This window comes from Clostridium lentum (assembly GCF_014287815.1).
In the GTDB taxonomy this organism is placed as follows: Bacteria; Bacillota; Clostridia; order Clostridiales; family Clostridiaceae; genus Clostridium; species Clostridium lentum.
This window is the reverse complement of the sequence record NZ_JACOOQ010000013.1, coordinates 34130-58858: the sequence shown is the minus strand read 5'-3', so window position 1 is coordinate 58858 and position 24729 is coordinate 34130. Positions and strand designations below refer to the sequence as shown.

The following is a 24729-nucleotide window of genomic DNA, read 5'->3' as shown; positions in this document are numbered from 1 at the left end:
GAATAATTACATGGAAATTCTATCATTAGGCGAAAAAATCAAAAGAATAAGAAAAGAATTAAATATGACATTGAAAGACTTAGCAGGTGATAGAATAACACCTGGGCAAATAAGTTTAGTTGAGTCTGGAAAATCTAATCCGTCAATGGATTTATTGGAGTACTTAGCTGGAGCTCTTAATACATCTGTGGAATATCTAATGGAGTCAGAGGAAACACAAGCTGAAAAAATAAGTATTTATTACGAACAGATTGCAGAATCATATATATTAAATGGTGGATATATAACAGCAGAAAAATATATAGAAAATGCTTTGTATTATGATGAAAAGTTTCATTTAGAATATAGAAAAGCTAAGAAATTATTCTTGAGAGCTAATATATGTATGAGTAAAAATGAATTAGTTCTAGCTCAACAATTTTACCTATCAGCTAATGTTATATTTATAAAGAATAATAATTATGAAGAGGTTATTAAGACATTCTTGAATTTAGGAAAGATAACATTGAAGCTAAAAGCATTCCATTCAGCAACTAGCTATTTACGTCAAGCTGAAAAAGTATATATTGATAATAATATAGGAAATGATTTTTTACTTGGAGAAATATATTATCAAATGGCAGATGCCTATTATAAGGTAGAAAATATTTCGCAATCAATAAATTATTCTTTCCTAGCTAAGCAGAAGTTCCAACAGATACATAATAGAGAAGAGTATGCAAAAGCATTATTATTATTATCAGAAGACTATAATAAGAAAGGCGATTTAGTTAATGCCATAAAATATTCTCAAAAGACACTGGAAGTTTACAAGGAATTACAGCAAGAAAAGAGTATATCAAATATAGAAAATAATTTAGGGAAGTTATTCTATGAATTTGATAATTTAGAAGAATCATTTAAACATTTTGAAATAGCTAAGGAAATAAGATTAAAGAGTAAAGATGGAAGCATTATTGAAACGCTTATTAATATTTGCGAAAATTATATTAAGCTTAAAGATTTAGATAAATGTGAAGAGGTTCTAGATGAAATACGTAGCTTAATGAATGAAAGTAGTATTCATCAATTAGTTGAATACAATCTTTTATGGTATAGAATTTATATGATTAGAGAAATGTACAAGCAAGCAGAGAATATACTAATAGATACATTTAATCTAGCAAAAAACAATGGACTAGAGAAGAGAGCAGCAGAAGTTGCTATAATTATTGGTAAATTATATATAGATCTAAAAAAAGATGGCCAAGCAGCTGAATATTTAAATCAAGGAGTTACAATATTTAAGGAGTTAGGTATTCTAAATAATTAAGTTATTTGGGGGTAGGAATGGAAATATTATCAACTGGAGAAAAAATAAAAAGAGCCAGAGTTTATAAAGGGATAACACTTAAGGAACTATGTAGTGATGAAATATCTATCTCTAAAATGAGCTGTATTGAAAATGGAAAAATAAAGGCAGATAGTGAAGTATTACAGTATATTTCTAAAAAAATTGATATAGATTATAACTATCTAGTTCAAGATGTTTATGAACAAATAGAAGAAAATCTTAATTTATTAAGAAATAATAAAGTACCACTTAATAAAATAGATGAATTTATAAATTATAATTTAGAGTATGCTATGGATTATTCATACTTAGACTTAGCATTTGAGTTAATTCATAGATTATTAAATTTTTATGTTGAAAATAATAAAATTGAAAATATACAGCTTCTTATTTCGCAATATTATGATTTATATCAAAAAAGTAGCAGTGATAAAAATACTTTGATTTATTATAATGATATGGCTTCATTTTTTATGAAGATGAAAGAGTATAATGAAGCAATTAATTATTTCTCAAAGATAAGGGAAGTAATTGAAGAAAATGGAATAAGAGATAAGAAGGGGTATGTATATACTTGTTTCAGAGAGGGGCTTTGCTACAAAGAAACTAATGAAATACAAGAGGGATATAATAAACTTATGAATGCCGTAAAATATATAGATTATATTGAAGATAATAAGGATAAAGGAAAAATATATCAAGAGTTTGCTAATTTAAATATATTGTTAAATAAAGTTGAGGCAGATAGATATATAAATCTTGCAAGAAGATATCAAGGTAATGATTTAGTTGAAGTTGCAAATTCAAAAGCAGAAAATGGAAAATATTACTTTGCCATAATGGATAATGTTAAGGCAATAAATGAAATAAAAGAATCTATAGATATTTTCCCAAAGGAAAATGAAAGAGAATATGTGAAATTTCTTATAAAATGTATTTGTACTTTATATTATAATAATGAACTTGATTTAGCTGTTTCTATTTGTGATACTGCTTTGAATTTAGCTATATGCTTTAATGACTTACATCTTATTGAAAGAGCATATTATTTTAAAGGAATGCTTTTACAAAAAAATAATAAATATAGAGAAGCAGAAATGTATATGAATTTATCTACAGATTCTTTATTTAGATTTGCCAATAAAGAAGAGAGATATAAGAGATGTCTGGAAATGGCTGATTTATATTATAATTTAAATGAACCAAAAGAATGTATAAAATATTTTACTTTAGCTATGAATTTAGAAAAGAAGCTATAAAAGATAAGCAAAACTGCTTATCTTTTTATAAATAATTGTTATTTTATGTTTCGTAAAATTATTAGTTTTGCACCGTATCCATTTAATTCAGTAATTATATTTAAGACAGAATTTTTTTTGCTGTATTTAAATTCAATTTTAGGATAAGAAGCTTTATGGAGTATTTCTTTTTCTTCTTTGTTAAGTCTTTTAGGAGAGCCCATAGAAAGCCAATAGTTATAGGAAGAACCAGTGCTTTCATCGATGGTATAAGTGATTATCCTTGTTGAACTTTTTAAATTAGCTATATTTAAAGAGTATTTCTTTTTAAAGGATTTTTTTAATATACCATTTTTATAGATAGTGTCATATTTAGCTAAAGAGTCTATATCGTTATTATGACAATATAGAAGTATAGCACATAGGTCATCAGATTTAGTTACGATACAACCATCATCAATGGATACTATTTCATCAGCCAGCTTGCTTAAAAGATAAAAAGCATAATAAGATGGTTTACGTATCCCCATATCATTAACAATTCCAGAGGCTCCAATAAATACTTCGTTAGTGATGTTGGTAGCTTTTTCTAACACATCAAAATTTCTTAAAAATGAAAGGTTATCCTTTTTAAAGATAGTACTGTGTATTATATAAGGAAGCATGTAAGAAGTGTCATATATTTGATTTAAAGTGTTTTCAATGATAAAATCATTATCCAAAATTTCGAAATTAAATTCACTATTTAGAAAATCTAAAAGATTATTTTTAATTTCTTTGTTTATGGTAGAAGAAAATTGAAATTTTAAGTGTTCTATAGGTGAAAAATCTAATGCTGAAAAATATTCAATAAAGCTTTTTAAAACATTTCTATATTTTTCGGTGGTAAAGGTTAAATTATCAATAACTATTAATGGTTTTATGTCAATATCATAAAGAAATTCTAATACAGATTTAGCTCTATTCCAATTATAAAAGTCAGAATCTATGAAGACCCCCATATCGTTATGGAACATCTTTTCCAGTCTACCATAAGTAAAGTGTATTTCTTCTTGCACCTCTTCTAAAATATCTTTATTATCTTCAATTAACAGGTCGAAAGCTTCACCGAGATTTAAAATATCTTTGAAATTATTATCAAATATATTTAATGATTCATTCATGTTTATATGTATATTCCAAAGTTTATTTTCAAAATTAAACCTATCATAGTTTTCTAAATTATATGATAATAAATTAAGAGCATTATTTAAATCTAAGGAAGTAACATTTTTGGAATTATCAAAATCCTTTTCGTTTAAATAATATTTCTTTCTGTATTGAAGGGGGGTACAACCAAAATATAATTTAAAGTTTTTATTATAATAACGTACATGGGAAAAACCTATTTCTTCAGATATTTCAGTTATACTCATAGAAGTATCTAAAAGAAGTTTAATTGATTCCTCTATACGAGTAAGATTTATTAAATGAGTAAAACTGTGGCCAGTAGCATATTTAATTTCATGAGATAAATAATGTGGACTAAGAAATTCCTTTTTAGCTATTTCCTGTAAGGTTATATTATTGTTATAATTATTAAAGATATACTTAGAGATTCGATGATATCTATCTAGTTGTTCTGATTTTTCTTTAAGCTCCTCTTTATCGGTAGTAAGGTAGTGAAAATTATTTATTAAATGATAAAGCAAGTTGATTAGAATATCTTCTATTTGTTCGTCGAAATCATCTAGAGTCTGAACAAATTCACATAATATTTTGCAAAGAAGAGATTTAAGCTCATCATATTTTTCGCCACTTTGATCCTCTTCATCGTTAGAATTAGTATAAAAGAAAACATTTCTAATATCTTTATAATACTTTTCGAAGAAATCAGGATCGATTTGAAATATCAACACTTTATTATCACTTTCGCTGGAGAATGAATGACATTCATCAGGGTTAATTATTTCAACTTCATTTTCTTTTAAAATAAAACTATCTGTATCTATGGAAATATTGATAGTTCCCTCCAGTACATAAATGATCTCGGTGGAACTATGCCAGTGAGTGGGATAATTATGAATATTATAATACGAAATATTCACTGGTAGATTTAAAGGATAGTTTATATATTGCTTTCTCAAAATTTCACCTCTTTTATCTAAAATTATCTTTTTTACTATCTTAAGCTTATGGTAAATATTATATCAATTAATTTATTATAAAACAAAAATACTGGTAATAATATAAAAAGAAAAAAGATAAAAATATACTTTGACTTTCTTTGACTTTTATATTACTATAATAATATAGTAAGAAAAAAATAAACGAGGTGAAATAAATGAACGTTGAAAAAATGACATTAAGAGTACAACAAGCATTAAATGACGCCAATTTAACAGCAGTAAAATATAGTCATCAACAAATTGATATAATTCACTTATTTTCTGCTTTATTAGAACAAGAAGATGGATTGGTACCTAATATTTTCACAAAGATGGGCATTAATATAAAAATGATGAAATTAGATGTTGCATCAGCTTTAGAAAGAATGCCAAAGGTATCAGGCAGTGGTTCTGAAGGTGCAGGACCATATATAACAAGGGATATTGATAGGGTGCTTATTGCAGCAGATGAAATAGCAAAAGAATTTAAAGATTCATATATAAGTGTAGAACATCTTATGCTTGCTATATTAGATGTAGATAAAAAAGGATCAACTAAAGAGATTTTAAATAAATATGGTGTTAATAAGAAGAGCTTTATGAAAGTACTTCAGGAAGTAAGAGGAAGCCAAAGAGTTGATACACAAGATCCAGAAGGAACATATGATGCTCTTGCTAAATACGGTACGAATCTTGTGGAGCTAGCTAAGAAGCATAAGCTTGATCCAGTTATAGGAAGAGATGATGAAATAAGAAGAACAGTAAGAATACTTTCTAGAAGAACTAAGAATAATCCAGTGCTTATTGGTGAGCCAGGTGTAGGTAAAACTGCTATTGTAGAAGGGCTTGCTGAAAGAATTGTTCGAGGAGATGTACCAGAAGGTCTAAAGGATAAGATTATCTTTTCATTAGATATGGGTTCATTGATTGCTGGAGCAAAGTATAGAGGTGAGTTTGAAGAAAGATTAAAAGCTGTATTGAAAGAAGTTCAAAATAGTGAAGGAAGAATTATTTTATTTATTGATGAAATCCATACTATTGTTGGTGCTGGTAAAACAGATGGGGCAATGGATGCTGGTAATTTAATTAAGCCACTTTTAGCTAGAGGAGAACTTCACTGTATAGGTGCAACAACCTTTGATGAATATAGACAATATATAGAAAAGGATAAGGCTCTAGAGAGAAGGTTCCAACCAGTAATTGTTGATGAACCATCAGTAGAAGATGCAATTTCTATTTTAAGAGGGTTAAAAGAAAGATTTGAAATTCATCATGGTGTTAGAATTCATGACTCAGCATTAGTTGCAGCAGCAAAATTATCAGATAGGTATATATCAGATAGATATTTACCAGATAAGGCTATAGATCTTATTGATGAAGCAGGTGCTATGATAAGAACAGAAATAGATTCTCTACCATCAGAGCTTGATGTTGTAAGAAGAAAGCTTATGCAACTTGAAATTGAAAAAGAAGCATTGACTAAGGAAAAGGATGAAGGTTCTAAAAAGAAGTTAGAAGCTCTTGAAAAGGAATATGCAGAGCTTAAGGGTAAAAATGATGAAATGACTGCCAAATTTGAAAGAGAAAAAGGTGCCATAGATAAACTTAAAGAGTTGAAGAGTAGGCTTGATGATGCTAGAGGAAACTTAGAGCAAGCTCAAAGAAATTATGACTATAATAAGGCAGCTGAAATACAATATAGTGAAATTCCATCATTAGAAGAAGCTATTAAGCAGATGGAAGTAGAGGTAAAGGAGAATTATGAAGGTGCACTTCTTAAGGAAGAAGTAACTGAGGAAGAAGTTTCTCAAATACTTTCAAAATGGACAGGAATTCCAGTATCTAATCTTCTAGAAGGTGAAAGAGAAAAATTATTAAGACTAGAAGATGAAATGGAAAAGAGGGTTATTGGTCAAAGTGAAGCAGTTACCGCAGTTACATCAGCTATTTTAAGAGCTAGAGCTGGATTAAAGGACATAAATAGACCAATAGGATCATTCATCTTCTTAGGTCCAACAGGTGTAGGTAAAACAGAACTTGCTAAAACACTTGCTAGAAATCTTTTTGATTCAGAGGAAAATATCATCAGAATTGATATGTCTGAATATATGGAAAAGCATACAGTATCTAGATTAGTTGGAGCTCCTCCAGGATATGTTGGCTATGAAGAAGGTGGGCAGCTTACTGAGGCAGTTAGAAGAAAACCATATAGTGTAATTCTTTTTGATGAAATTGAAAAGGCCCATGAAGATGTCTTTAATATCTTCCTACAAATATTAGATGATGGAAGACTTACTGATAATAAAGGTAAGACTGTAGATTTTAAAAATACAATAATTATTATGACATCTAATATAGGAAGTAACTATTTGCTTGAAAATACTTCTGAAGAAAGTATAGATCCTAGCATAAGAGCTTCCGTTATGGATGAATTAAAGATGAGATTTAAGCCGGAATTCTTAAATAGGGTTGACGATATAATTATGTTTAAACCATTATCTGAATCAGGTATCACAAAGATTATTGATATATTTGTTGGTGAAGTTGCCAATAGATTAAAAGATAGAAATATAACTTTAGAAATTACACCAGCAGCTAAGCATATCTTGGCTGTTGAAGGTTACGATCCAGTTTATGGAGCAAGGCCACTTAAGAGATTTATTCAAAATACTCTAGAAAATAACCTTGCTAGAAAGATAATCTCTGGAGATGTACATTATGGTTCACATGTAATTGTTGATGGCCATGATGATGAAATAGTAATAAAAAGTGAATAATAAATATCAAGGATATGGAATAAGTCATATCCTTGTTTTTGTAATTAATATGATTTAATTTTATTTGACAAACTTTTTTTTGTTGATAAAGCTAATATAATAAGTCCAGTGGCAATAATTATAGCTGAAATAAAGAAAGGTAATTTATTTCCAAGTTCAAATATAAATCCTGCAGAAAGTGAACCAGCAACCATACCTATAGCTTTACAAGAATTAAGAATACCCATCAATGAGCCATAGTTTTCATTAGATAGTTTGGTTATTAAAGTTTGTTGAAGAGGAATATGCATACTTGCTAATGAAGCAAAAAGTATTGCTGCACAAAAGAATATTGTTAAATTATTGCAATAAACCATAAGTAATAATGTTAAGCTTAAAAGTAAAGTAATTATTTTAAAAACATTAATTTCTTTAAAGTATTTTGTAAGTAGTGGTGTGAAAAATAAGTTCACTGTAAATCCAACTATACCAGCTATAGCTAAGAAAGCACCTATAAATGTTGATGATAAATTTAATACATCTTCTATATAATAATTTATTGTCGAATTATAACTTGTGGAAGCAAAGAAAAATAATATTATTACGATAAAAACTGACATTAAGTTTTTATTAGTAAAAGTTGAATTAGTATTAGATTTATTTTTCTTAAAGTATATTTTTTCACTTGAAGGTGTTATAGTTTCATTCAATAAAAAGTATACAGATATAGCTAATATCATACAGAAAATAAATTGTACAATAAATGTAATTTTATAGTTATTACGTCCAATAGTACCACCCAAAAGAGAACCAAGAGCAGAACCAATTGTACTAGTTGCTGAATAGTAAGTTATATACTTAACTCTTGTTTCTTTAGTGGTTATATCAGTAATATAAGCCATAGAAGTAGTTAGATAGCTTACTACAAAAAAACCACCTGTAAATCTAAAAAGAAGAATTATTAACGGGTTAGTTACATATCCAAATCCCAATTGACTAAAACCATATCCTAAAGCACCTAATATTAAAAATTTAATTCTTCCCTTATTATCGGATAATGTTCCCCATAGTGGAGAACCAATAAAGTTTCCAATAGCCATTACTGCAAATAAAATACCAAACATAAAAGATGGTAAACTTAATGATTTCATAAGCATAGGTGTTACTGGATGTGCCATGCTGAAAGTTAATGAACTAAATAGGGTAAGTAATAATATAAATATTAAAGATTTGTTTTTCATTTTTTCCTCCTGTGTAATGAATATATTTTATGGAGATATATTACCATAATGGAGAGGCAATTGAAAATGCTAATTAGTTAAGTCGCCTTCGGCTAGTTAAAAAATTAAGAATGAAAAATTAAAAATGAAAAATGAAGAATTGAGGATGAAACTCCTAAGGGAATTCCTTTTTACAATTATGAATTATGAATTATGAATTAAGGATGAGATTCCTTAGGGAATTTCTAAAATATATATTTAAAAGAATTTCGTAGAAATTCTCTCCTTAATTTTTTATATACTTGTATATAAAAATTTAATTAGCTTATGAGCGTAGCAATATAAGCGTTTCACTAGTCACTTGTGATGAGTTAATTAAGTGAATTAGCGGAGTGATATTCACTGTTTAACTAAATTAACGCTTCGCTAATTAATGTATTTTTATCGAAAAACAATAAAAATATATTGAAATAAACAAAAAAACAATATATTATATAATTAAGAAAAATTTGGGGGGGAAAGTATGGAAAAGGCAAAATGGACAAATTTATTTATTAATATGGCTTTATTTTTTGTTTTAGGAGCATTTGCAGCATCTATTATTGTAGGAATAGGAATTTATAGTGGGAAAATAGAAGCAAGTATTATTAAACTTTTATTAGGTGTTGTAGGAACTATTTTATTAACTATTATTTTGTATGAACTTAAAAAAATTGTTCAATTAGTAATAAAAAAACAAGTTTTTATCATGGAAAATGTAAAAAGGTTTAATATTATTTCGTATATACTATATGTATTAGCCATAGGCTTTTGTTTTGTTAACAATGAACAAGGTGGTATGCATATTATTGATATAAGTAGTATTTTTTCCATAAAATTTGAAACAGTGATTTTATTAGTATTAGGATCATTTTCAGCAGTAGTAGCTTATGTATTTCATGAAGCTATAAAAATAAGAGAAGAATCAGAAGAGTTAAAAGAAGAAAGTAAATACATAATATAGGAGGGAAATATGCCTATAATAGTAAATCTAGATGTGATGATGGCTAAGAGGAAGATGTCATTAAATGAATTGTCGGAAAAGGTGGGGGTGACTCCTGCTAATTTATCTATATTGAAAACAGGAAAGGCCAAAGCTGTAAGATTTTCTACTCTAGAAGCTATTTGCAAAGTTTTAGAATGCCAACCAGGAGACATTCTTGAGTATAGATAAACATTAGGTTAATTAAGTGCATTAGTGAAACGACATGTACTGGTTAACTTTTTAAAACTTTGAGGAAAGTTTTAAAAAAACTGTTGACATATGTCGAACTTGTCTATATAATATTAAAAGTAGTCGACAGACACATGCGTGTTTAGCTCAGCTGGATAGAGCAACGCCCTTCTAAGGCGTGGGCCAGGAGTTCGAATCTCTTAACACGCACCATGTATGGTGGACGTAGTTCAGTTGGTAGAGCGCCAGATTGTGGTTCTGGTTGTCGTGGGTTCGAGTCCCATCGTCCACCCCATATAGGGATATCGCCAAGTGGTAAGGCACCACACTTTGACTGTGGTATTCGTAGGTTCGAATCCTGCTATCCCTGCCATATGTGGTTTACTAGCTCAGTCGGTAGAGCACTTGACTTTTAATCAAGGTGTCCGGGGTTCGATTCCCCGGTAAGCCACCAAATTCAATGCTGAGATTATATAAAAAGAAGTACATGCGTATATGTACTTCTTTTTTTTATAAAATTAGTGTAATATTATGAATATAAATAAAGAAAATGCTTAAAAATTGGAGATATAAGCAAGCTATTTTAACATAAGTGAGGGTTATAACATGAAAGTTACAATTAAAGATGTTGCTAAAGAGGCTAATGTTGCTACTTCTACCGTCTCGAGAGTTTTATCTAATAGTCCGAGAATAAGTGAAGAAACTAAGAAGAAAGTAAACGCTGCTATAAAAAAATTAAATTATACTCCCAATGTGGTGGCTAGAGGTTTGGCTAATAATAGAACAAGGATACTAGCGGTAGTACTGCCAGATGGAGCTGAAAAGATGTTTTCTAATCCATTCTTTGCACAAGCTTTAAAGGGGATAAGCGTTTGTGCACAAAAGGAAAATTATTATATCATGTATGGCTTTAAAGAAGATTGTAGTGGTGATGGGTGGATAAAAAAATTTACTGAAAGTAATTTAGTAGATGGATTATGTCTTTTTAATGCAAAAGATAATGATGAAGATATAGAGTATTTAAAAAAAATAAACTTTCCTTTTGTTATAATAGGGCGTCCTGAAGAAGTGAAGGGAGTTTTATGGGCTGATAATGATAATTTTCAAGCTATGTATTTGCTGACACAAAAATTAATAGAGATGGGTCACGAAACAATTGGCTTTATAGGTGCAAAAGGAAATTTAAATATGTCCAAGGATAGATTAGAGGGATATAAGCAAGCACTTAGGAGTAGAGGTGTTGAAGCTAGGGAAGAATTGATAATAGAATGCGCTGATTTTACTGAAAAATGTGGTTATATTGCTATGGAGGATATTATAAAAAATGATGATGTGACAGCAATACTAACAACTGATGATTTGCTAGCATTTGGTGCACAAGATAAGATGAAGGACAGCGGTAAGGAACAAATAGCAGTGGTAGGATTTAATAATACTCCTCTAGCAGAATATAGAAGTACTCCTTTGGCATCAGTGGATGTAAAGGCAGAAGAGTTAGGTTATTACGGGGCAAAACTTTTAATAGATAAGCTTGAAAGAAAAACTATAGGAAAGAACTTCTATATAATTGATACAGAACTAGTGGAGAGAAAATCATTATTTGTAGATTTGTGAAATGTTAGTGCAAACGGTTGCCGAATGATAAAAATTAAAGAAAAATAGAGGGAAATGAGAATAGATTTTAAAAATCAGCGAATTTGGTACTTGTAAACAATTTCAAATAATGTTACATTATTAATGTAATATAAAATCTTAAATATATACAGTTGAAAAACTGTATATATATTTTAAAGAAAAAGCAAACGGTTGCACAGAAGGGAGATATAAATGGAGAGAGTATGGTGGAAAGAAGCTGTAGGTTATCAGATTTATCCAAGAAGTTTTAAAGATTCAAATAATGATGGTATAGGAGATATAATAGGTATTATTTCTAAGCTAGATTATTTAAAGGAATTAGGTATAGATGTAATATGGGTTTGTCCTATGTATAAATCACCTAATGATGATAATGGATATGATATAAGTGACTATCAAGATATTATGGATGACTTTGGAAATATGGAAGATTTTGATTTGTTGCTTGATGAAGTACATAAAAGAGGGATGAAACTTATCATTGACTTAGTTATTAATCATACAAGCGATGAACATCCTTGGTTTATGGAGTCAAAACTTTCAAAAGATAGCAAAAAGAGAGATTGGTATATTTGGAGAGATGGAAAAGATGGTGTTGAACCTAATAATTGGGAAAGTATATTTAAAGGATCAGCATGGCAGTATGATGAAAATACAGAACAATATTTTTTACATTTATTTAGTAAAAGACAACCAGATTTAAATTGGGATAATGAAGAAGTAAGACAAGAGATATATAAGATGATAAACTGGTGGCTTGATAAAGGCATTGATGGGTTTAGAGTAGATGCCATTAGTCATATAAAAAAGGAACCAGGATTAATAGATATGGAAAATCCTCATAATTTAAATTATGTATCATCCTTTGAAAAACATATGAATGTTGATGGAATACATGAGTATCTTGAAGAATTAAATAAAAATACTTTTGCTAAATATGATATTATGACTGTTGGTGAAGCAAATGGTGTAGATGCCAGTGAGTCAGAAATGTGGGTTGGTGAAGAAAATGGTAAATTCAATATGATTTTTCAATTTGAACATTTGAATTTATGGGGAGAAGTAGGAGAAAATAAATTTAATGTTAAAGAGTATAAGAATGTCCTTACAAAATGGCAAAATGCTCTAGAAGGAAAAGGATGGAATGCATTATTTATTGAAAATCATGATATTCCAAGAGTGGTTTCTTCATGGGGAAATGATAACGAATACTTACAAGCATCAGCTAAGGCATTTGCATTAATGTATTTCATGCAAAAAGGTACTCCATTTATTTATCAAGGACAAGAAATTGGAATGACAAATGTTAGATTTGATTCTATTGAAAAATATAATGATGTGAAGAGTATAAATATTTATGAGGAAAAGATTAATGAAGGAGCTAGTGTCCATGAAGCTTTAAAAGCAGTTTCAAGTATTTCAAGAGATAATGCACGTACTCCTATGCAATGGGATGCATCAGATTATGCAGGGTTTAGTGAAAATACACCATGGATTGATGTAAACGAAAACTATAAAACAATAAATGTTGAGAAACAACTGGCTAATAAAGATTCAGTATTAAATTTCTATAAAGATTTAATAAAGATTAGAAAGGAAAATCTTTCTTTAGTATATGGAAAATATGATATGATTCTTGATGAAGATGAAAATATTTATGCATATACAAGGACTTTAAATAATGATAAATATGTTGTGATAGTAAATTTATCAGATGAAAAAGCACTATATAAGTATGATGATTTAAATCTTAATTATGAAAACTTAATGCTTGCAAATTATAAGATAAGAGAGCATGGAATGTTAAATGAGTTGGTATTAAAGCCTTATGAGGCTAGATTATACAAGGTATAAAAGAATTATTGAGGGGGAATATAAAATGGGAAGAGAGAACAACAAGGGTAAGTTATTTTCATTTGATTTTTGGCAAAAATTTGGTAAAACTTTAATGGTGGTTATTGCAGTAATGCCTGCTGCAGGTTTAATGATTTCTTTAGGGAAATTAATTGGGATGTATTCACCTACTGATTCTGTATTACTTCAAGGATTCTCAAGAGTATTAGATACTATTGGATGGGGTTTTATAAATAATATGCATATATTATTTGCTGTTGCTATTGGTGGATCATGGGCAAAAGAAAGAGCAGGTGGTGCTTTTGCATCAATTATAGCCTTCATACTTATTAATAGAATTACAGGAAGTGTTTTTGGTGTAAGTAGTGATATGCTTTTAGATAGTACTGCAACAGTAAAATCACTTTTTGGTAGCACGTTAGTAGTTTCAGATTATTTTATTGATATTTTAGGAGCTCCAGCACTTAATATGGGTGTATTTGTTGGTATAATTTCAGGGTTTTTAGGAGCTGTAATATATAATAAATATTATAATTACAATAAGCTACCACAAGCATTAAACTTTTTTAATGGTAAGAGATTTGTACCTTTCGTAGTTATTTTATGGTCTACAGTTACAGCACTTGTGTTATCTGTTATATGGCCATTTGCACAAGGAGCTTTAAATAGCTTTGGTATGTGGCTTGCTAATTCAAAAGATACAGCACCAGTATTAGCACCTTTTATTTATGGCTGTTTAGAACGTTTACTATTACCATTTGGTCTTCATCATATGCTTACAATACCAGTAAACTATACAGAACTTGGTGGAGTTTATACAGCATTAACTGGAGCTTCAGCAGGAGTTACAATTGCTGGTCAAGATCCGTTATGGTTTGCGTGGATTACAGACTTAATAAACTTAAAAGGCGCAGGAGATATGACAACTTATAATAATATAATTTCAACAGTAGTTCCAGCAAGATTTAAAGCAGGACAAGTTGTTTTATCAACAGCTTCCTTAATGGGTGTTGCTTTAGCAATGTATAAAAATGTTGATGCAGATAAAAAGAGCAAATATAAATCAATGTTTATTTCAACTGCAATAGCGGTGTTTTTAACAGGTGTAAGTGAACCAATTGAATTTTTATTCATGTTCTTATCACCAGTTTTATATGTAGTTTACGCTGTTATAACAGGATTAGGTTTTGCCATAGCAGGTTTAATCAATTTAAGAGTACATTCATTTGGTGCTATCGAATTATTCACTCGTATTCCAATGCTTGTTAAAGCAGGGCTTACTTCAGATATAATCAACTTTGTAATAGTTTGTGCAGTATTCTTTGTATTAAACTATGGAGTATTTACATTCTGTATTAAGAAATTTAAGATACCTACACCAGGTCGTCTTGGAAATTATGATGAGGAAGAAACAAGTGTACAAAAGGAAGCAGCTGTTACATCAAATAATATACAAGCTTTAAATATTATTGAACTTTTAGGAAATAAAGATAATATAGAAGATGTAGATGCATGTATGACTAGATTAAGAGTTACAGTTAAAAATTTAGATAAAGTTGCCAATGAAGAAAAATGGAAACAAAATGGAGCTTTAGGACTTATCCTAAAAGGAAATGGTGTACAAGCGATTTATGGACCTAAGGCAGATATATTAAAGAGCGATATTCAAGATATAATAGGAGTATAAAATTATGAAGCTTATGACATTGAATTGTCATTCATGGCAGGAAGAAAACCAGCTAGATAAGATAAAGATCTTAGCTGAAAGAATAAAAAAAGAACAATATGATGTTATAGCCTTACAGGAAATAAGTCAGCATATTGATGGTGAATATATTTCAGAAAATATAAAAAGTGATAATTATGTACAAGTGCTTATTAATGAGTTAAACAACATAAATGAAGATTCTTATAAATATGTATGGGATTTTTCTCACATAGGATATGATGTATTTGAAGAGGGACTGGCAATATTATCGAGACATAAGATAAAGTCGTATGATTCATTCTATGTTAGTCAGAATCAAAGTGAAAATAATTATAAAAGTAGAAAGATAGTAAAAGCAACTATTGAGGCAAATGGAAAAGAAATTGATTTCTTTTCCTGCCATCTAGGTTGGTGGAATGATAAAGAGGACCCATTTAAGAAACAAGTAGATACTTTACTTAAGCATATTGATGATAATAAGCTTTCATTCCTTATGGGAGATTTTAATAATAATGCATTGTTAAGAAATGAAGGATATGATTATATTATTGCAAAAGGAATGATAGATACGTATATAATGGCAGAAGAAAAGGATTCTGGCATCACTGTTAAAGGCACAATAGATGGCTGGAGGGAGTGCAGTGAAGATAAGAGACTTGATTTAATATTAAGTAATAAAAAGATAGAAGTTAAAGACTCAAAGGTGATATTTAATGGAGAAAATTACATTGTATCAGATCACTTTGGAGTTGAAATAAATATAAATTTATAAAATATATAGCATCACACAAAAAAAGAGCTATCATATTGAAATTTTTCAATATGATAACTCTTTTTTTTATTATGAATTAAGGATTTTATTCCACAATTCATCGTTTGTTAGAATTTTCTAATTTTAGATAGTGCTGTTATCACTGGTATGGCAATAACGGCAGATGCTATAGCTTCTGCTATTCCATTGGTACCCACAACTGTAAGCAAGGCTCCAGCTACCATATCAGTTGAAATTTGTTTTGCAGCAGCGTACCTATCAAGGTATAAGATATAAGTAAGTCCAAGTACTCCAATGGTATTTGTTAATGTTCCAGCAATTGAAGCTACACCTATTGAAATACTTTTGTTCTTAAATTTATTTTTAATAAAAGCATATACATAATAAGTAACTATACCAATTAATATTCTTGGAAGTAATGCAATCATAGGATTCATAAATATGAAAGATGTTAAATTAGGTGCAGTTATATTTTGATACATTGAAAATAATCCAAATATAAGACCAATGGAACCACCAACTAATGGACCTTCTAAAATAGCTCCAATAATTACAGGGATGTGCATTATAGTTAAATTCATTACTGGAAGATGGATGATTCCTAAGGGGGTAAGTTCAAGGAAAATAGATATACCACCAAGCATTCCAATAATAACTAGTTTTCGAGTTTTTGATCTATAATTTTTTAAAGTATTGTCCATAGTTACCTCCTACGATTATTAGTATTACATTTAATCAATATAATTATATTTTTAAATGTAAATAATAACAATATTTTTTTGTAAAACTGTCAATAAACAATGAAAAATATTTATTGAATACTATTTAACAGATATATCTTGAATAGTATAATATATATAATATAAAATATAGCTTGATAATAAACAAAGGAGTTAGCTGGATATGGAATTATTTAAAATAAAGGATTTAGTATTTAGAAAAGAGGATTTCTTAGATGATATCAGTGAATTTGAAGATATATTACCTATAATAGAGGAATTACAAGATGGATTGTCATATGAAGAAATAGAATGTGTTGGAGTAAATGACTGTTGTAATGAAACAAATAAGAATTATGTTGTTGAGATACAAGGATTTATAGATTCAAATGATGAGTTTATTACAAAGGAAGAGTTAATGACATTAGGCAATATTGATGAAGATATGTTAGATACATTTATAATTACAATTCATATGTGTGTAAATTGTGGAAAATGGGTACTAGGAATTTTAGAGGATGAAATATAGCAAAATGAAGGAAACTATAAAAGAGTTTTTCTATAGTATACTTAATAAGATAAAGAGTGAAGAAAAAACTATAAGAGTTAAAGTATATATTGTTGTCTTGATTATAGCTATAGGGGTCAGTGTTTTTAATCTAATTAAGCCTATGAGTAAAAAAGAATTAATTAATCAGCTGGAAATGGCTTTACTAAAAGGAAAAGAAAACTGGGCAGAAAAAAATATAAAGATTGATGGAGTAAAAGCAGATGATGATGAATTAAAACCATTAATTGATTATTTTTTACTTAATGACGAAGATGTTGAGAGAGTAGTTGATAATCTTAAAAAGAATAATAAAAGTGTAATTTTCACCATTGAAAGTGAAAAAGGGCTTTTTGGGGAAAATTATTATTTAAATATAAGTACTATAAGCATAAGTATTGCTTCAGATATAAAAGAAGCCATTATATATATAAATGGAAAAGAAGTGAATGAAGAAATTGTTACTTTAATACCTGGAAGATATGAAGTTTCATATAAATTAAAAACAGATTATGGTGATATTGCAGAAAGTAAGGACATGGAGTTTTTAGAGGATGGAGACATAAATGTTGAAGTAGCAGCAGAATATATTACATTATATTCTAATTTCAATGATGCAAAAGTTTATATTAATGGAAAAGACACTGAAAAAACTGTCAGTGAAATTAAGACATATGGACCTATACCAAAGAATAAAGATATAATTATTTATCTTACCAAAGAATTTCCTTGGGGAGTGGTTAAAAGTCCAGAGGTGAAGATTCAAGAAGATAATATTTTAAAACTTGATATAAATATGGCTAATGATAAGCTTTTAGCAACTATAGAAAACACATTAAGAGGATTTTATAACAGTTTATTTGACTCTTTAAATAATAAAGATATATCATTAATGGAAAATGTTGAAGAAAATTCAAGAGAAGAAATTTTCAATTCCATTTATGAAAAGACCATGATTTTTTCTAATAACTATACCATAGATGATTTAGAATTAAAAATTGCCAATAGTGAGTTTAAATATGAGAATGAAAGGTATGTAGCAAATATCTTAGTAGATATCAATTATAGTGTTGCTAAAAAAATACTTCCTTTCATAAAGGAAGAAAAAGAAGAACGTTTTTTAATTGTTTTAATATATGATGAAGGAAAATGGTTAGTTGAAAGTAGCCAAAGAATAGAATTGGAATTAGATGAGCAATAAGTATATATTAATACCAAATAGGATAATATTAAAAAACAGGAGGAGGAAATGGAAAAAAAACAAGGAATTTTAAAAGAAACACCAGAATATGAAGATTATGATGTAAATGAAGCTAAATTATCTGTTCAAGAATTAAGAGAATTAGGTATAATAAAATGTGGAGGATGCAAAAGCAGTGGAAAATGTGCTACATGTAATTGTTCAACTGGATGTTGTAAGAAGAGCACAAAACTAGAAATTAAGAAGTAATCATTTAGAGGAGAGGTATTATGAAGAAGCCTAGCATATTTAGTAAGGATTATGAAAAAATAATGAGGAAAAGAAAGAGAAAGAAAATTATTATTGGAATTCTTTCTATATGTATTATAGGCATATTGGTAACAGAAGTTGCTAATTATGATTTTTCTAAATTAAAGGATAGACTTCAGGCATGGGTTGACGAAGATAAGGAAACGGATGATAATGAACAGTTGGTGCAGACGGATGAAACTAATGAAAGTTCAGAAGTACAAGAGCCAATGGTAGAAGAGACACCTGTAGAAAAGTATTTAGATGTAACTATTTCAGATACCCCTATAAGTTTTAAGTTAAAGGAAGAAAATTCAGAAACACTAATTGAATCTGTTAAGGAAGTTCCAGAAAATTATTATATTTATATAGGCAACAATGGTAAAGATGCAGTGGTATTAGATCCAAATCAAAATATTAACATAGTATATGCTAACGGAGAGATTAAGAATGTAACATTAGCACAATATGTTGGGCCTGATGGAGAAATATATATTAAAGACAATATAAGAGCTTTATATCAAGGATATATATGGCATAGTACACCTGTACAAATAAGTGAAAATAAAATTGCATATATTACTAATATTCCGTATTTTGGCTACAATTTAAATAAATATATATCCATAATAGACATAAATATGAATACACACTTTACTATATGGGCTTCTAAATCTACAGAAATTACTTTTGGACAGATGCAGGAAAAAGGTTTAGAGGTAAATATTGACGGCAATGTACGATATATTACTTCAAACGGAGAGTTAGTACAATAGATACAGGAATTTTATTGAACAAATATTTGAAAATATTAGCTTAGATATGTTATAATGACTAAGTTGTATTATGTAACAAGAGATACTAATTGTAGGAGGAATATACAATGGAAGCTAAAATGGAAAAAATCGACGTTAACGTTGTTAAATTTGAAGTAAAGGTTGAAGCAGATAAATTTAAAGAAGCTTTAACAAGAGCATATAAGAAGAATATTAAGAAATTCAATGTGCCAGGATTTAGAAAAGGTAAAGTGCCAATGAACGTTGTAAAGAAATACTATGGAGTAGAAGTTCTTTTAGAAGATGCAGTTAACTTTTCAATAGAAGGAAGCTATGCAGAGGCACTAAAAGAAAATAATGTAAGACCTGTAGATTTCCCAAAAGTTGAAGTAGTTCAAGCTGAAGAGGGAAAAGATTTAATATATACTGCTGAAGTAATTGTTTACCCAGAAGTAGAACTTGGAGAATACAAAGGGTTAAATGTTGAAAAGAAAACTTACGAAGTAACTGAGGAAGAAGTTTCTGCTAAGTTAAAAGAAATGCAAGAAAAGAATGCAAGAGTTGAAGTTAAAGAAGGTGCTATAGAAAATGGAAATATAGCTGTTATAGATTTCAAAGGATTCATTGATGGAGTTGCATTTGAAGGTGGAGAAGGACATGACTATTCATTAGAAATAGGTTCAGGTTCATTTATAGATAACTTTGAAGAACAATTAGTAGGAGCTAAAGCTGGAGATAAAGTAGAAGTTAATGTTACTTTCCCAGAAAGCTATGGAAAAGAAGAATTAAACGGAAAGCCAGCTAAATTTGAAGTAGAAGTTAAAGAAGTTAAAGCAAAAGAATTACCAGTACTTGATGATGAATTTGCTAAAGAAGTTTCAGAATTCGAAACTTTAGAAGCTTTAAAAGAAGATACTACTAAGAAATTAGAAGAAGCAAATACTGCAAGAGCTGAAAGAGAGTATGAAGAAGCTATATTACGCTCTGTAGTTGAAAATGCTAAGATGGATATACCAGCTGTTATGGTTGAACAAGAAATCGATAGAATGGTTCAAAACTTAGCTCAAAGATTACAATATCAAGGGTTAACTTTAGAACAATACTTCCAATTCACAGGAACAGATGCAGAAAAAATGAGAGAATACATGAAAGAAAATGCTGAAACTAAAGTTAAAACTGAATTAGTTTTAGAAGCTCTTCAAAAAGCTGAAAAAATGGAAGTTCTTGATGAAGAATTAAAAGAAAAAGCATCAGAAGTTTCAAAACTTTACGGAGCTAACGATGAAAAAATGGTTGAGTTATTATTACAAAACCAAAGAGAAGCATTAGTAGCTGATGTAATGACTTCAAAAGTTATAAACTTCTTAAAAGAAAATAACTAATATTTAGATAGAAATAAAGAATTGCCAGAAGAAATTTTGGCAATTCTTAAAATATATCATTAACAAATTAATGTAAATTATATATAATTTAATTATCATTACTTTTATCATTTTGGATATATTATTAAGAGAAGGGTTAAAAGAGAAAAGGAGGGAGCAAAATGAGTTTAGTTCCAATGGTTGTGGAGCAAACAGGAAGAGGAGAAAGATCATATGATATTTTCTCAAGACTGTTAAAAGATAGAATTATAATGCTTAGCGGTGAAGTCAATGATGATACTGCTAACTTAGTCGTTGCTCAATTATTATTTTTAGAAAGCGAAGATCCAGATAAGGATATATATTTATACATAAATAGTCCAGGTGGTTCAATTACTGCAGGCATGGCTATTTATGATACAATGCAATATGTTAAGCCAGATGTAAGCACTATTTGCATTGGAATGGCTGCATCAATGGGAGCATTTTTACTTTCATGTGGTGCAAAAGGTAAAAGATTTGCACTTCCAAATGCAGAAATAATGATACATCAACCTTTAGGAGGATTTAAAGGTCAGGCTACAGATATTGATATTCATGCTAAGAGAATATTAAAAATTAAAGAAAAGCTTAATTTAATATTAAGTGAAAATACCAATCAAGATCTTGAAAAATTAAAGAGAGATGTTGAAAGAGATTACTTTATGGAAGCTGACGAAGCTAAAGAGTACGGTATAGTTGATGAAGTAATAGTAAGACATGGTAAATAGAAAATTATTATAGATTGAAAAAGCTGAAGTGAGGTGAGGTTATGGCTAAATATGAAGATAAAAAGCAATTAAAGTGTTCTTTTTGTGGAAAAAGTCAAGACCAGGTAAAAAGATTAATTGCAGGGCCGGGAGTGTATATCTGTGACGAGTGTATAGATCTATGTTCAGATATAATTCAAGATGAGTTTGAGGAAAGTGTAGAGTTAGATACAACTTCATTACCAAAACCATCTGAAATAAGAAATTATTTAGATCAATACGTTATTGGTCAAGATAGAGCTAAAAAATCATTATCAGTTGCGGTTTACAATCATTATAAGAGAATAAAAAGCAACGTGATTGATGATGATGTAGAAATACAAAAGAGTAATATTTTACTATTAGGACCTACAGGTTCGGGTAAAACACTTTTAGCACAAACATTAGCTAAATTCTTAAATGTACCATTTGCTATAGCTGATGCTACAACATTAACAGAAGCAGGATATGTTGGAGAAGATGTTGAAAATATTCTTTTAAAACTTATACAAAATGCTGATTATGATGTTGAAAAAGCAGAAAAGGGTATAATTTACATTGATGAAATAGATAAGGTTGCAAGAAAATCTGAAAATCCTTCAATTACAAGAGATGTTTCGGGAGAAGGTGTTCAACAAGCCTTACTTAAAATATTAGAAGGAACAGTTGCATCAGTGCCTCCTCAAGGTGGAAGAAAACATCCACATCAAGAGTTTATTCAAATAAATACCTCTAATATATTATTTATTTGTGGTGGAGCTTTTGATGGTATAGATAAGATAATTGAAAAGAGAACAAGAAAGAGTTCAATGGGATTTGGTGCAGATATAGACTCTAAAGAAACTAAAGATGTTGGAGCTTTATTAAAAGATTTATTACCAGAAGATTTATTAAAATTTGGACTTATTCCAGAATTTGTTGGAAGAGTACCAATGGTAGTTTCACTTGAATCTTTAGATCAAAGTGCATTAATAAATATTTTAAGTAAGCCAAAGAATGCTTTAATAAAGCAATATTCTAAACTTTTTGAAATTGATAATGTTGAGTTAGAGTTTACTGAAGAAGCTTTAAAGGCTGTTGCTGATGAAGCTATTAAGAGAAAGACTGGCGCTAGGGGATTAAGAGCTATTCTAGAAGATATATTGGTTGATGTAATGTTTGAAGCACCTTCAGATGAAAATGTATATAAGGTTATCATTACTGAAGAAGCAATCAAAGAAAAAAAGCAACCAGAATTACTTAGATTAGCAGAGAATGAAACAAGACCAGCTATAAAAGTTAAAAAAGCAAAAAAGAAAAAAGGTGTTGAAACAGCTTAATTTTTCAAGGATATTACAAAATAATTATTTATTTTGTAATATCTTTTTTTATATTTTTATTATTTTAATCTAAGAATAGATGAATATTTTTAAGTTAATAATACTAATAATTAAATGCAAATGGAGGGTATTATTAAATATGAGTGAATTTTTGATTTTTTTACAAATAGTAATGATGATTTTATTTATAATTTATCTTTTTAATAGTAATAAGAATAATTATAGTAAAGTAAATATTATTGATAAAGAAAACAGAAAAGAAATGGAAAAGTTACTTAAGTTAAGAAGTGTAAGATTGACAGAGCCATTAACTGAAAAGAGTAGGCCTTCATCCTTTGATGAAATTATAGGTCAGAAAGAAGGAGTAAAGGCACTAAAAGCTGCTATTTGTGGGCCAAATCCACAGCATGTAATTATATATGGTCCTCCTGGTATAGGGAAAACTGCAGCAGCACGTCTAGTATTAGAATATGCTAAAAGTATGGAAAATTCACCTTTTAAGAAGGAAGCAAAATTCGTAGAAATAGATGCTACAACATTAAGATTTGATGAAAGAGGAATAGCAGATCCACTTATAGGATCAGTGCATGATCCTATTTACCAAGGAGCAGGATCTTTAGGGGTTGCAGGCATTCCTCAACCTAAACCTGGAGCAGTAACTAAAGCTCATGGAGGAATACTTTTTATTGATGAAATTGGTGAACTTCATCCAATAGAATTAAATAAGCTATTAAAAGTTTTGGAAGATAGAAAAGTATTTTTAGATAGTTCATACTATAGTTCAGAAGATACTAATATGCCTACGTATATAAAGGAAATATTTGAGAGAGGGCTTCCGGCTGATTTTAGGCTTATAGGTGCTACCACAAGAGGACCTGAGGAAATATCACCAGCCATTAGATCCAGATGCGTTGAGGTATTTTTTAAACCTTTAGAGTGCCCTGAAATTAGAACTATAGCATCAAATGCAATAAATAAGGTAAACTTAAACATATCTAATAGAGGGCTAGATATCATTAGTAGGCATTGTAGCAATGGTAGAGAAGTAATAAATCTAGTGCAACTTTGCTCTGGTGTGGCTATAAATGAAAAGCGTGATTATATAAGTGAAGAGGATATATTATGGGTTATTGAAAATGGAGAATATCATGAAATAGTTGAAAAAAAAGTTAGAAGTAAGGCAGAAATAGGTATAGCTAACGGTTTGGCAGTGCATGGAAGTAATATAGGTATTTTAATAGAGGTAGAAGTAGTAGCTAATTTAAATAAAAATAAAAAAGGGAGCTTAAAAATTTCAGGAATTATTGAAGAGGAAGAAATATCTAGTAACAATAGAAAAATGATTCGTAAGAGCACTGCATATTCGTCAATAGAAAATGTAATTACTGTATTAAATAATTTATATAACTTAAATTGTGATGAATATGATATTCACATAAGCATACCAGGGGGAGTGCCTGTAGATGGTCCATCAGCAGGAATAACTATAGCTGTAGCTATATATAGTGCAATTACTAAAAGACCTGTAAATAATAAGGTAGCTATGACTGGGGAAATAAGTATTTTAGGAGCTGTAAAGCCTGTAGGAGGAATTGTAGCTAAGATTATGGCAGCATCAAAAGCTGGAGCAGAAAAAGTATTAATTCCAATTGATAACTATAGTGAAGGTTTATTAAAGGACAAAAAAATAAAAGTTATTCCTGTAATTAGTATAAATGAGGTTATAGAAAATTCTATAATACCTTTAAAAGATACAATTGAATCAGTAGACGTATTATCAGCAGAAAGATACCAGTAAAATAGTTTAAATTACCAAATGAATCCTAAGTAAAGTTGAAAAAATGTTCTTTTATG

Annotated in this window: 20 protein-coding genes and 4 tRNA genes; 21 read left to right on the top strand and 3 right to left on the bottom strand. The window is 29.1% G+C overall.

The annotated features are described in order from the left end of the window. Positions 1-10: 10 nt before the first annotated feature. Together H8R92_RS08665 and H8R92_RS08660 are read left to right on the top strand one after the other, a co-directional pair. The gene (locus H8R92_RS08665; protein WP_186835227.1) at positions 11-1312 is read left to right on the top strand and encodes a helix-turn-helix domain-containing protein; all 1302 of its coding nucleotides are present in this window, start codon (positions 11-13) and stop codon (positions 1310-1312) included. 17 nt (positions 1313-1329) lie between these two features. After that, the gene (locus tag H8R92_RS08660; RefSeq protein WP_022212956.1) at positions 1330-2592 is read left to right on the top strand and encodes a helix-turn-helix domain-containing protein; all 1263 of its coding nucleotides are present in this window, start codon (positions 1330-1332) and stop codon (positions 2590-2592) included. Positions 2593-2630: 38 nt separating this feature from the next. On the opposite strand, the gene H8R92_RS08655 is transcribed toward H8R92_RS08660, so the two are convergent. Then, complete coding sequence (locus H8R92_RS08655; RefSeq protein WP_186835226.1) at positions 2631-4697, bottom strand: helix-turn-helix domain-containing protein; 2067 nt, start codon at positions 4695-4697, stop codon at positions 2631-2633. 197 nt (positions 4698-4894) lie between these two features. Between H8R92_RS08655 and clpB the strand changes: the two genes are divergently transcribed. Continuing rightward, on the top strand, positions 4895-7495 hold the full coding sequence (gene clpB, locus H8R92_RS08650) for an ATP-dependent chaperone ClpB (RefSeq protein WP_186835225.1): 2601 nt from the start codon (positions 4895-4897) through the stop codon (positions 7493-7495). Between the two features lie 44 nt (positions 7496-7539). On the opposite strand, the gene H8R92_RS08645 is transcribed toward clpB, so the two are convergent. After that, positions 7540-8715: an MFS transporter gene (locus H8R92_RS08645; protein ID WP_186835224.1), complete on the bottom strand. Its 1176-nt coding sequence runs from the start codon at positions 8713-8715 to the stop codon at positions 7540-7542. A 502-nt stretch (positions 8716-9217) separates the two neighbouring features. On the opposite strand from H8R92_RS08645, the gene H8R92_RS08640 reads away from it, so the two are divergent. The 10 genes from H8R92_RS08640 to H8R92_RS08595 all read left to right on the top strand — a co-directional run bounded on the left by H8R92_RS08640 (position 9218) and on the right by H8R92_RS08595 (position 15876). Next, the gene (locus tag H8R92_RS08640; protein WP_186835223.1) at positions 9218-9697 is read left to right on the top strand and encodes a DUF2975 domain-containing protein; all 480 of its coding nucleotides are present in this window, start codon (positions 9218-9220) and stop codon (positions 9695-9697) included. Positions 9698-9706: 9 nt separating this feature from the next. Then, the gene (locus H8R92_RS08635) at positions 9707-9907 is read left to right on the top strand and encodes a helix-turn-helix domain-containing protein (RefSeq protein WP_186835222.1); all 201 of its coding nucleotides are present in this window, start codon (positions 9707-9709) and stop codon (positions 9905-9907) included. 136 nt (positions 9908-10043) lie between these two features. Further along, positions 10044-10120: transfer RNA gene (locus H8R92_RS08630), tRNA-Arg, on the top strand. Positions 10121-10126: 6 nt separating this feature from the next. Next, positions 10127-10202, top strand: a tRNA-His gene (locus H8R92_RS08625). Between the two features lie 3 nt (positions 10203-10205). Beyond that, a tRNA-Gln gene (locus tag H8R92_RS08620) sits at positions 10206-10280 on the top strand. A gap of 5 nt (positions 10281-10285) precedes the next feature. Further along, positions 10286-10361: transfer RNA gene (locus tag H8R92_RS08615), tRNA-Lys, on the top strand. Positions 10362-10513: 152 nt separating this feature from the next. Continuing rightward, positions 10514-11521: a LacI family DNA-binding transcriptional regulator gene (locus H8R92_RS08610; protein ID WP_186835221.1), complete on the top strand. Its 1008-nt coding sequence runs from the start codon at positions 10514-10516 to the stop codon at positions 11519-11521. Between the two features lie 213 nt (positions 11522-11734). After that, positions 11735-13396, top strand: coding sequence for a glycoside hydrolase family 13 protein (locus H8R92_RS08605; RefSeq protein ID WP_186835220.1), 1662 nt, complete (start codon positions 11735-11737; stop codon positions 13394-13396). A gap of 25 nt (positions 13397-13421) precedes the next feature. Further along, entirely contained in the window at positions 13422-15083 is a 1662-nt protein-coding gene (locus H8R92_RS08600) for a PTS transporter subunit IIBC (RefSeq protein WP_186835219.1), read from the top strand. 4 nt (positions 15084-15087) lie between these two features. Beyond that, entirely contained in the window at positions 15088-15876 is a 789-nt protein-coding gene (locus tag H8R92_RS08595) for an endonuclease/exonuclease/phosphatase family protein (protein ID WP_022211179.1), read from the top strand. Positions 15877-15983: 107 nt separating this feature from the next. Here the strand turns inward: H8R92_RS08595 and H8R92_RS08590 are convergent, their stop codons facing one another. Then, positions 15984-16577 (bottom strand): ECF transporter S component, encoded by a 594-nt coding sequence (locus tag H8R92_RS08590; protein WP_186835218.1) that lies wholly within the window; start codon positions 16575-16577, stop codon positions 15984-15986. A gap of 202 nt (positions 16578-16779) precedes the next feature. Between H8R92_RS08590 and H8R92_RS08585 the strand changes: the two genes are divergently transcribed. The 8 genes from H8R92_RS08585 to lonB all read left to right on the top strand — a co-directional run bounded on the left by H8R92_RS08585 (position 16780) and on the right by lonB (position 24673). After that, positions 16780-17124, top strand: a complete 345-nt coding sequence (locus H8R92_RS08585; protein ID WP_186835217.1) for a hypothetical protein — start codon at positions 16780-16782, stop codon at positions 17122-17124. Next, complete coding sequence (locus tag H8R92_RS08580) at positions 17114-18343, top strand: TcaA 3rd/4th domain-containing protein (protein ID WP_186835216.1); 1230 nt, start codon at positions 17114-17116, stop codon at positions 18341-18343. The genes H8R92_RS08585 and H8R92_RS08580 overlap by 11 nt, the downstream gene beginning before the upstream one ends. Before the next feature lie 48 nt (positions 18344-18391). Next, positions 18392-18592, top strand: a complete 201-nt coding sequence (locus tag H8R92_RS08575; RefSeq protein WP_186835245.1) for a hypothetical protein — start codon at positions 18392-18394, stop codon at positions 18590-18592. A gap of 20 nt (positions 18593-18612) precedes the next feature. After that, a complete protein-coding gene (locus H8R92_RS08570) occupies positions 18613-19407 on the top strand; it encodes a hypothetical protein (protein ID WP_186835215.1) in 795 nt (264 codons plus the stop codon). Positions 19408-19514: 107 nt separating this feature from the next. Then, on the top strand, positions 19515-20789 hold the full coding sequence (gene tig, locus H8R92_RS08565; protein ID WP_022211186.1) for a trigger factor: 1275 nt from the start codon (positions 19515-19517) through the stop codon (positions 20787-20789). Positions 20790-20950: 161 nt separating this feature from the next. Continuing rightward, a complete protein-coding gene (clpP, locus tag H8R92_RS08560) occupies positions 20951-21538 on the top strand; it encodes an ATP-dependent Clp endopeptidase proteolytic subunit ClpP (protein ID WP_022211187.1) in 588 nt (195 codons plus the stop codon). Between the two features lie 41 nt (positions 21539-21579). Then, entirely contained in the window at positions 21580-22875 is a 1296-nt protein-coding gene (gene clpX, locus H8R92_RS08555; RefSeq protein ID WP_022211188.1) for an ATP-dependent protease ATP-binding subunit ClpX, read from the top strand. A 139-nt stretch (positions 22876-23014) separates the two neighbouring features. After that, on the top strand, positions 23015-24673 hold the full coding sequence (gene lonB, locus H8R92_RS08550) for an ATP-dependent protease LonB (protein ID WP_186835214.1): 1659 nt from the start codon (positions 23015-23017) through the stop codon (positions 24671-24673). The last annotated feature ends 56 nt before the right edge of the window (positions 24674-24729 follow it).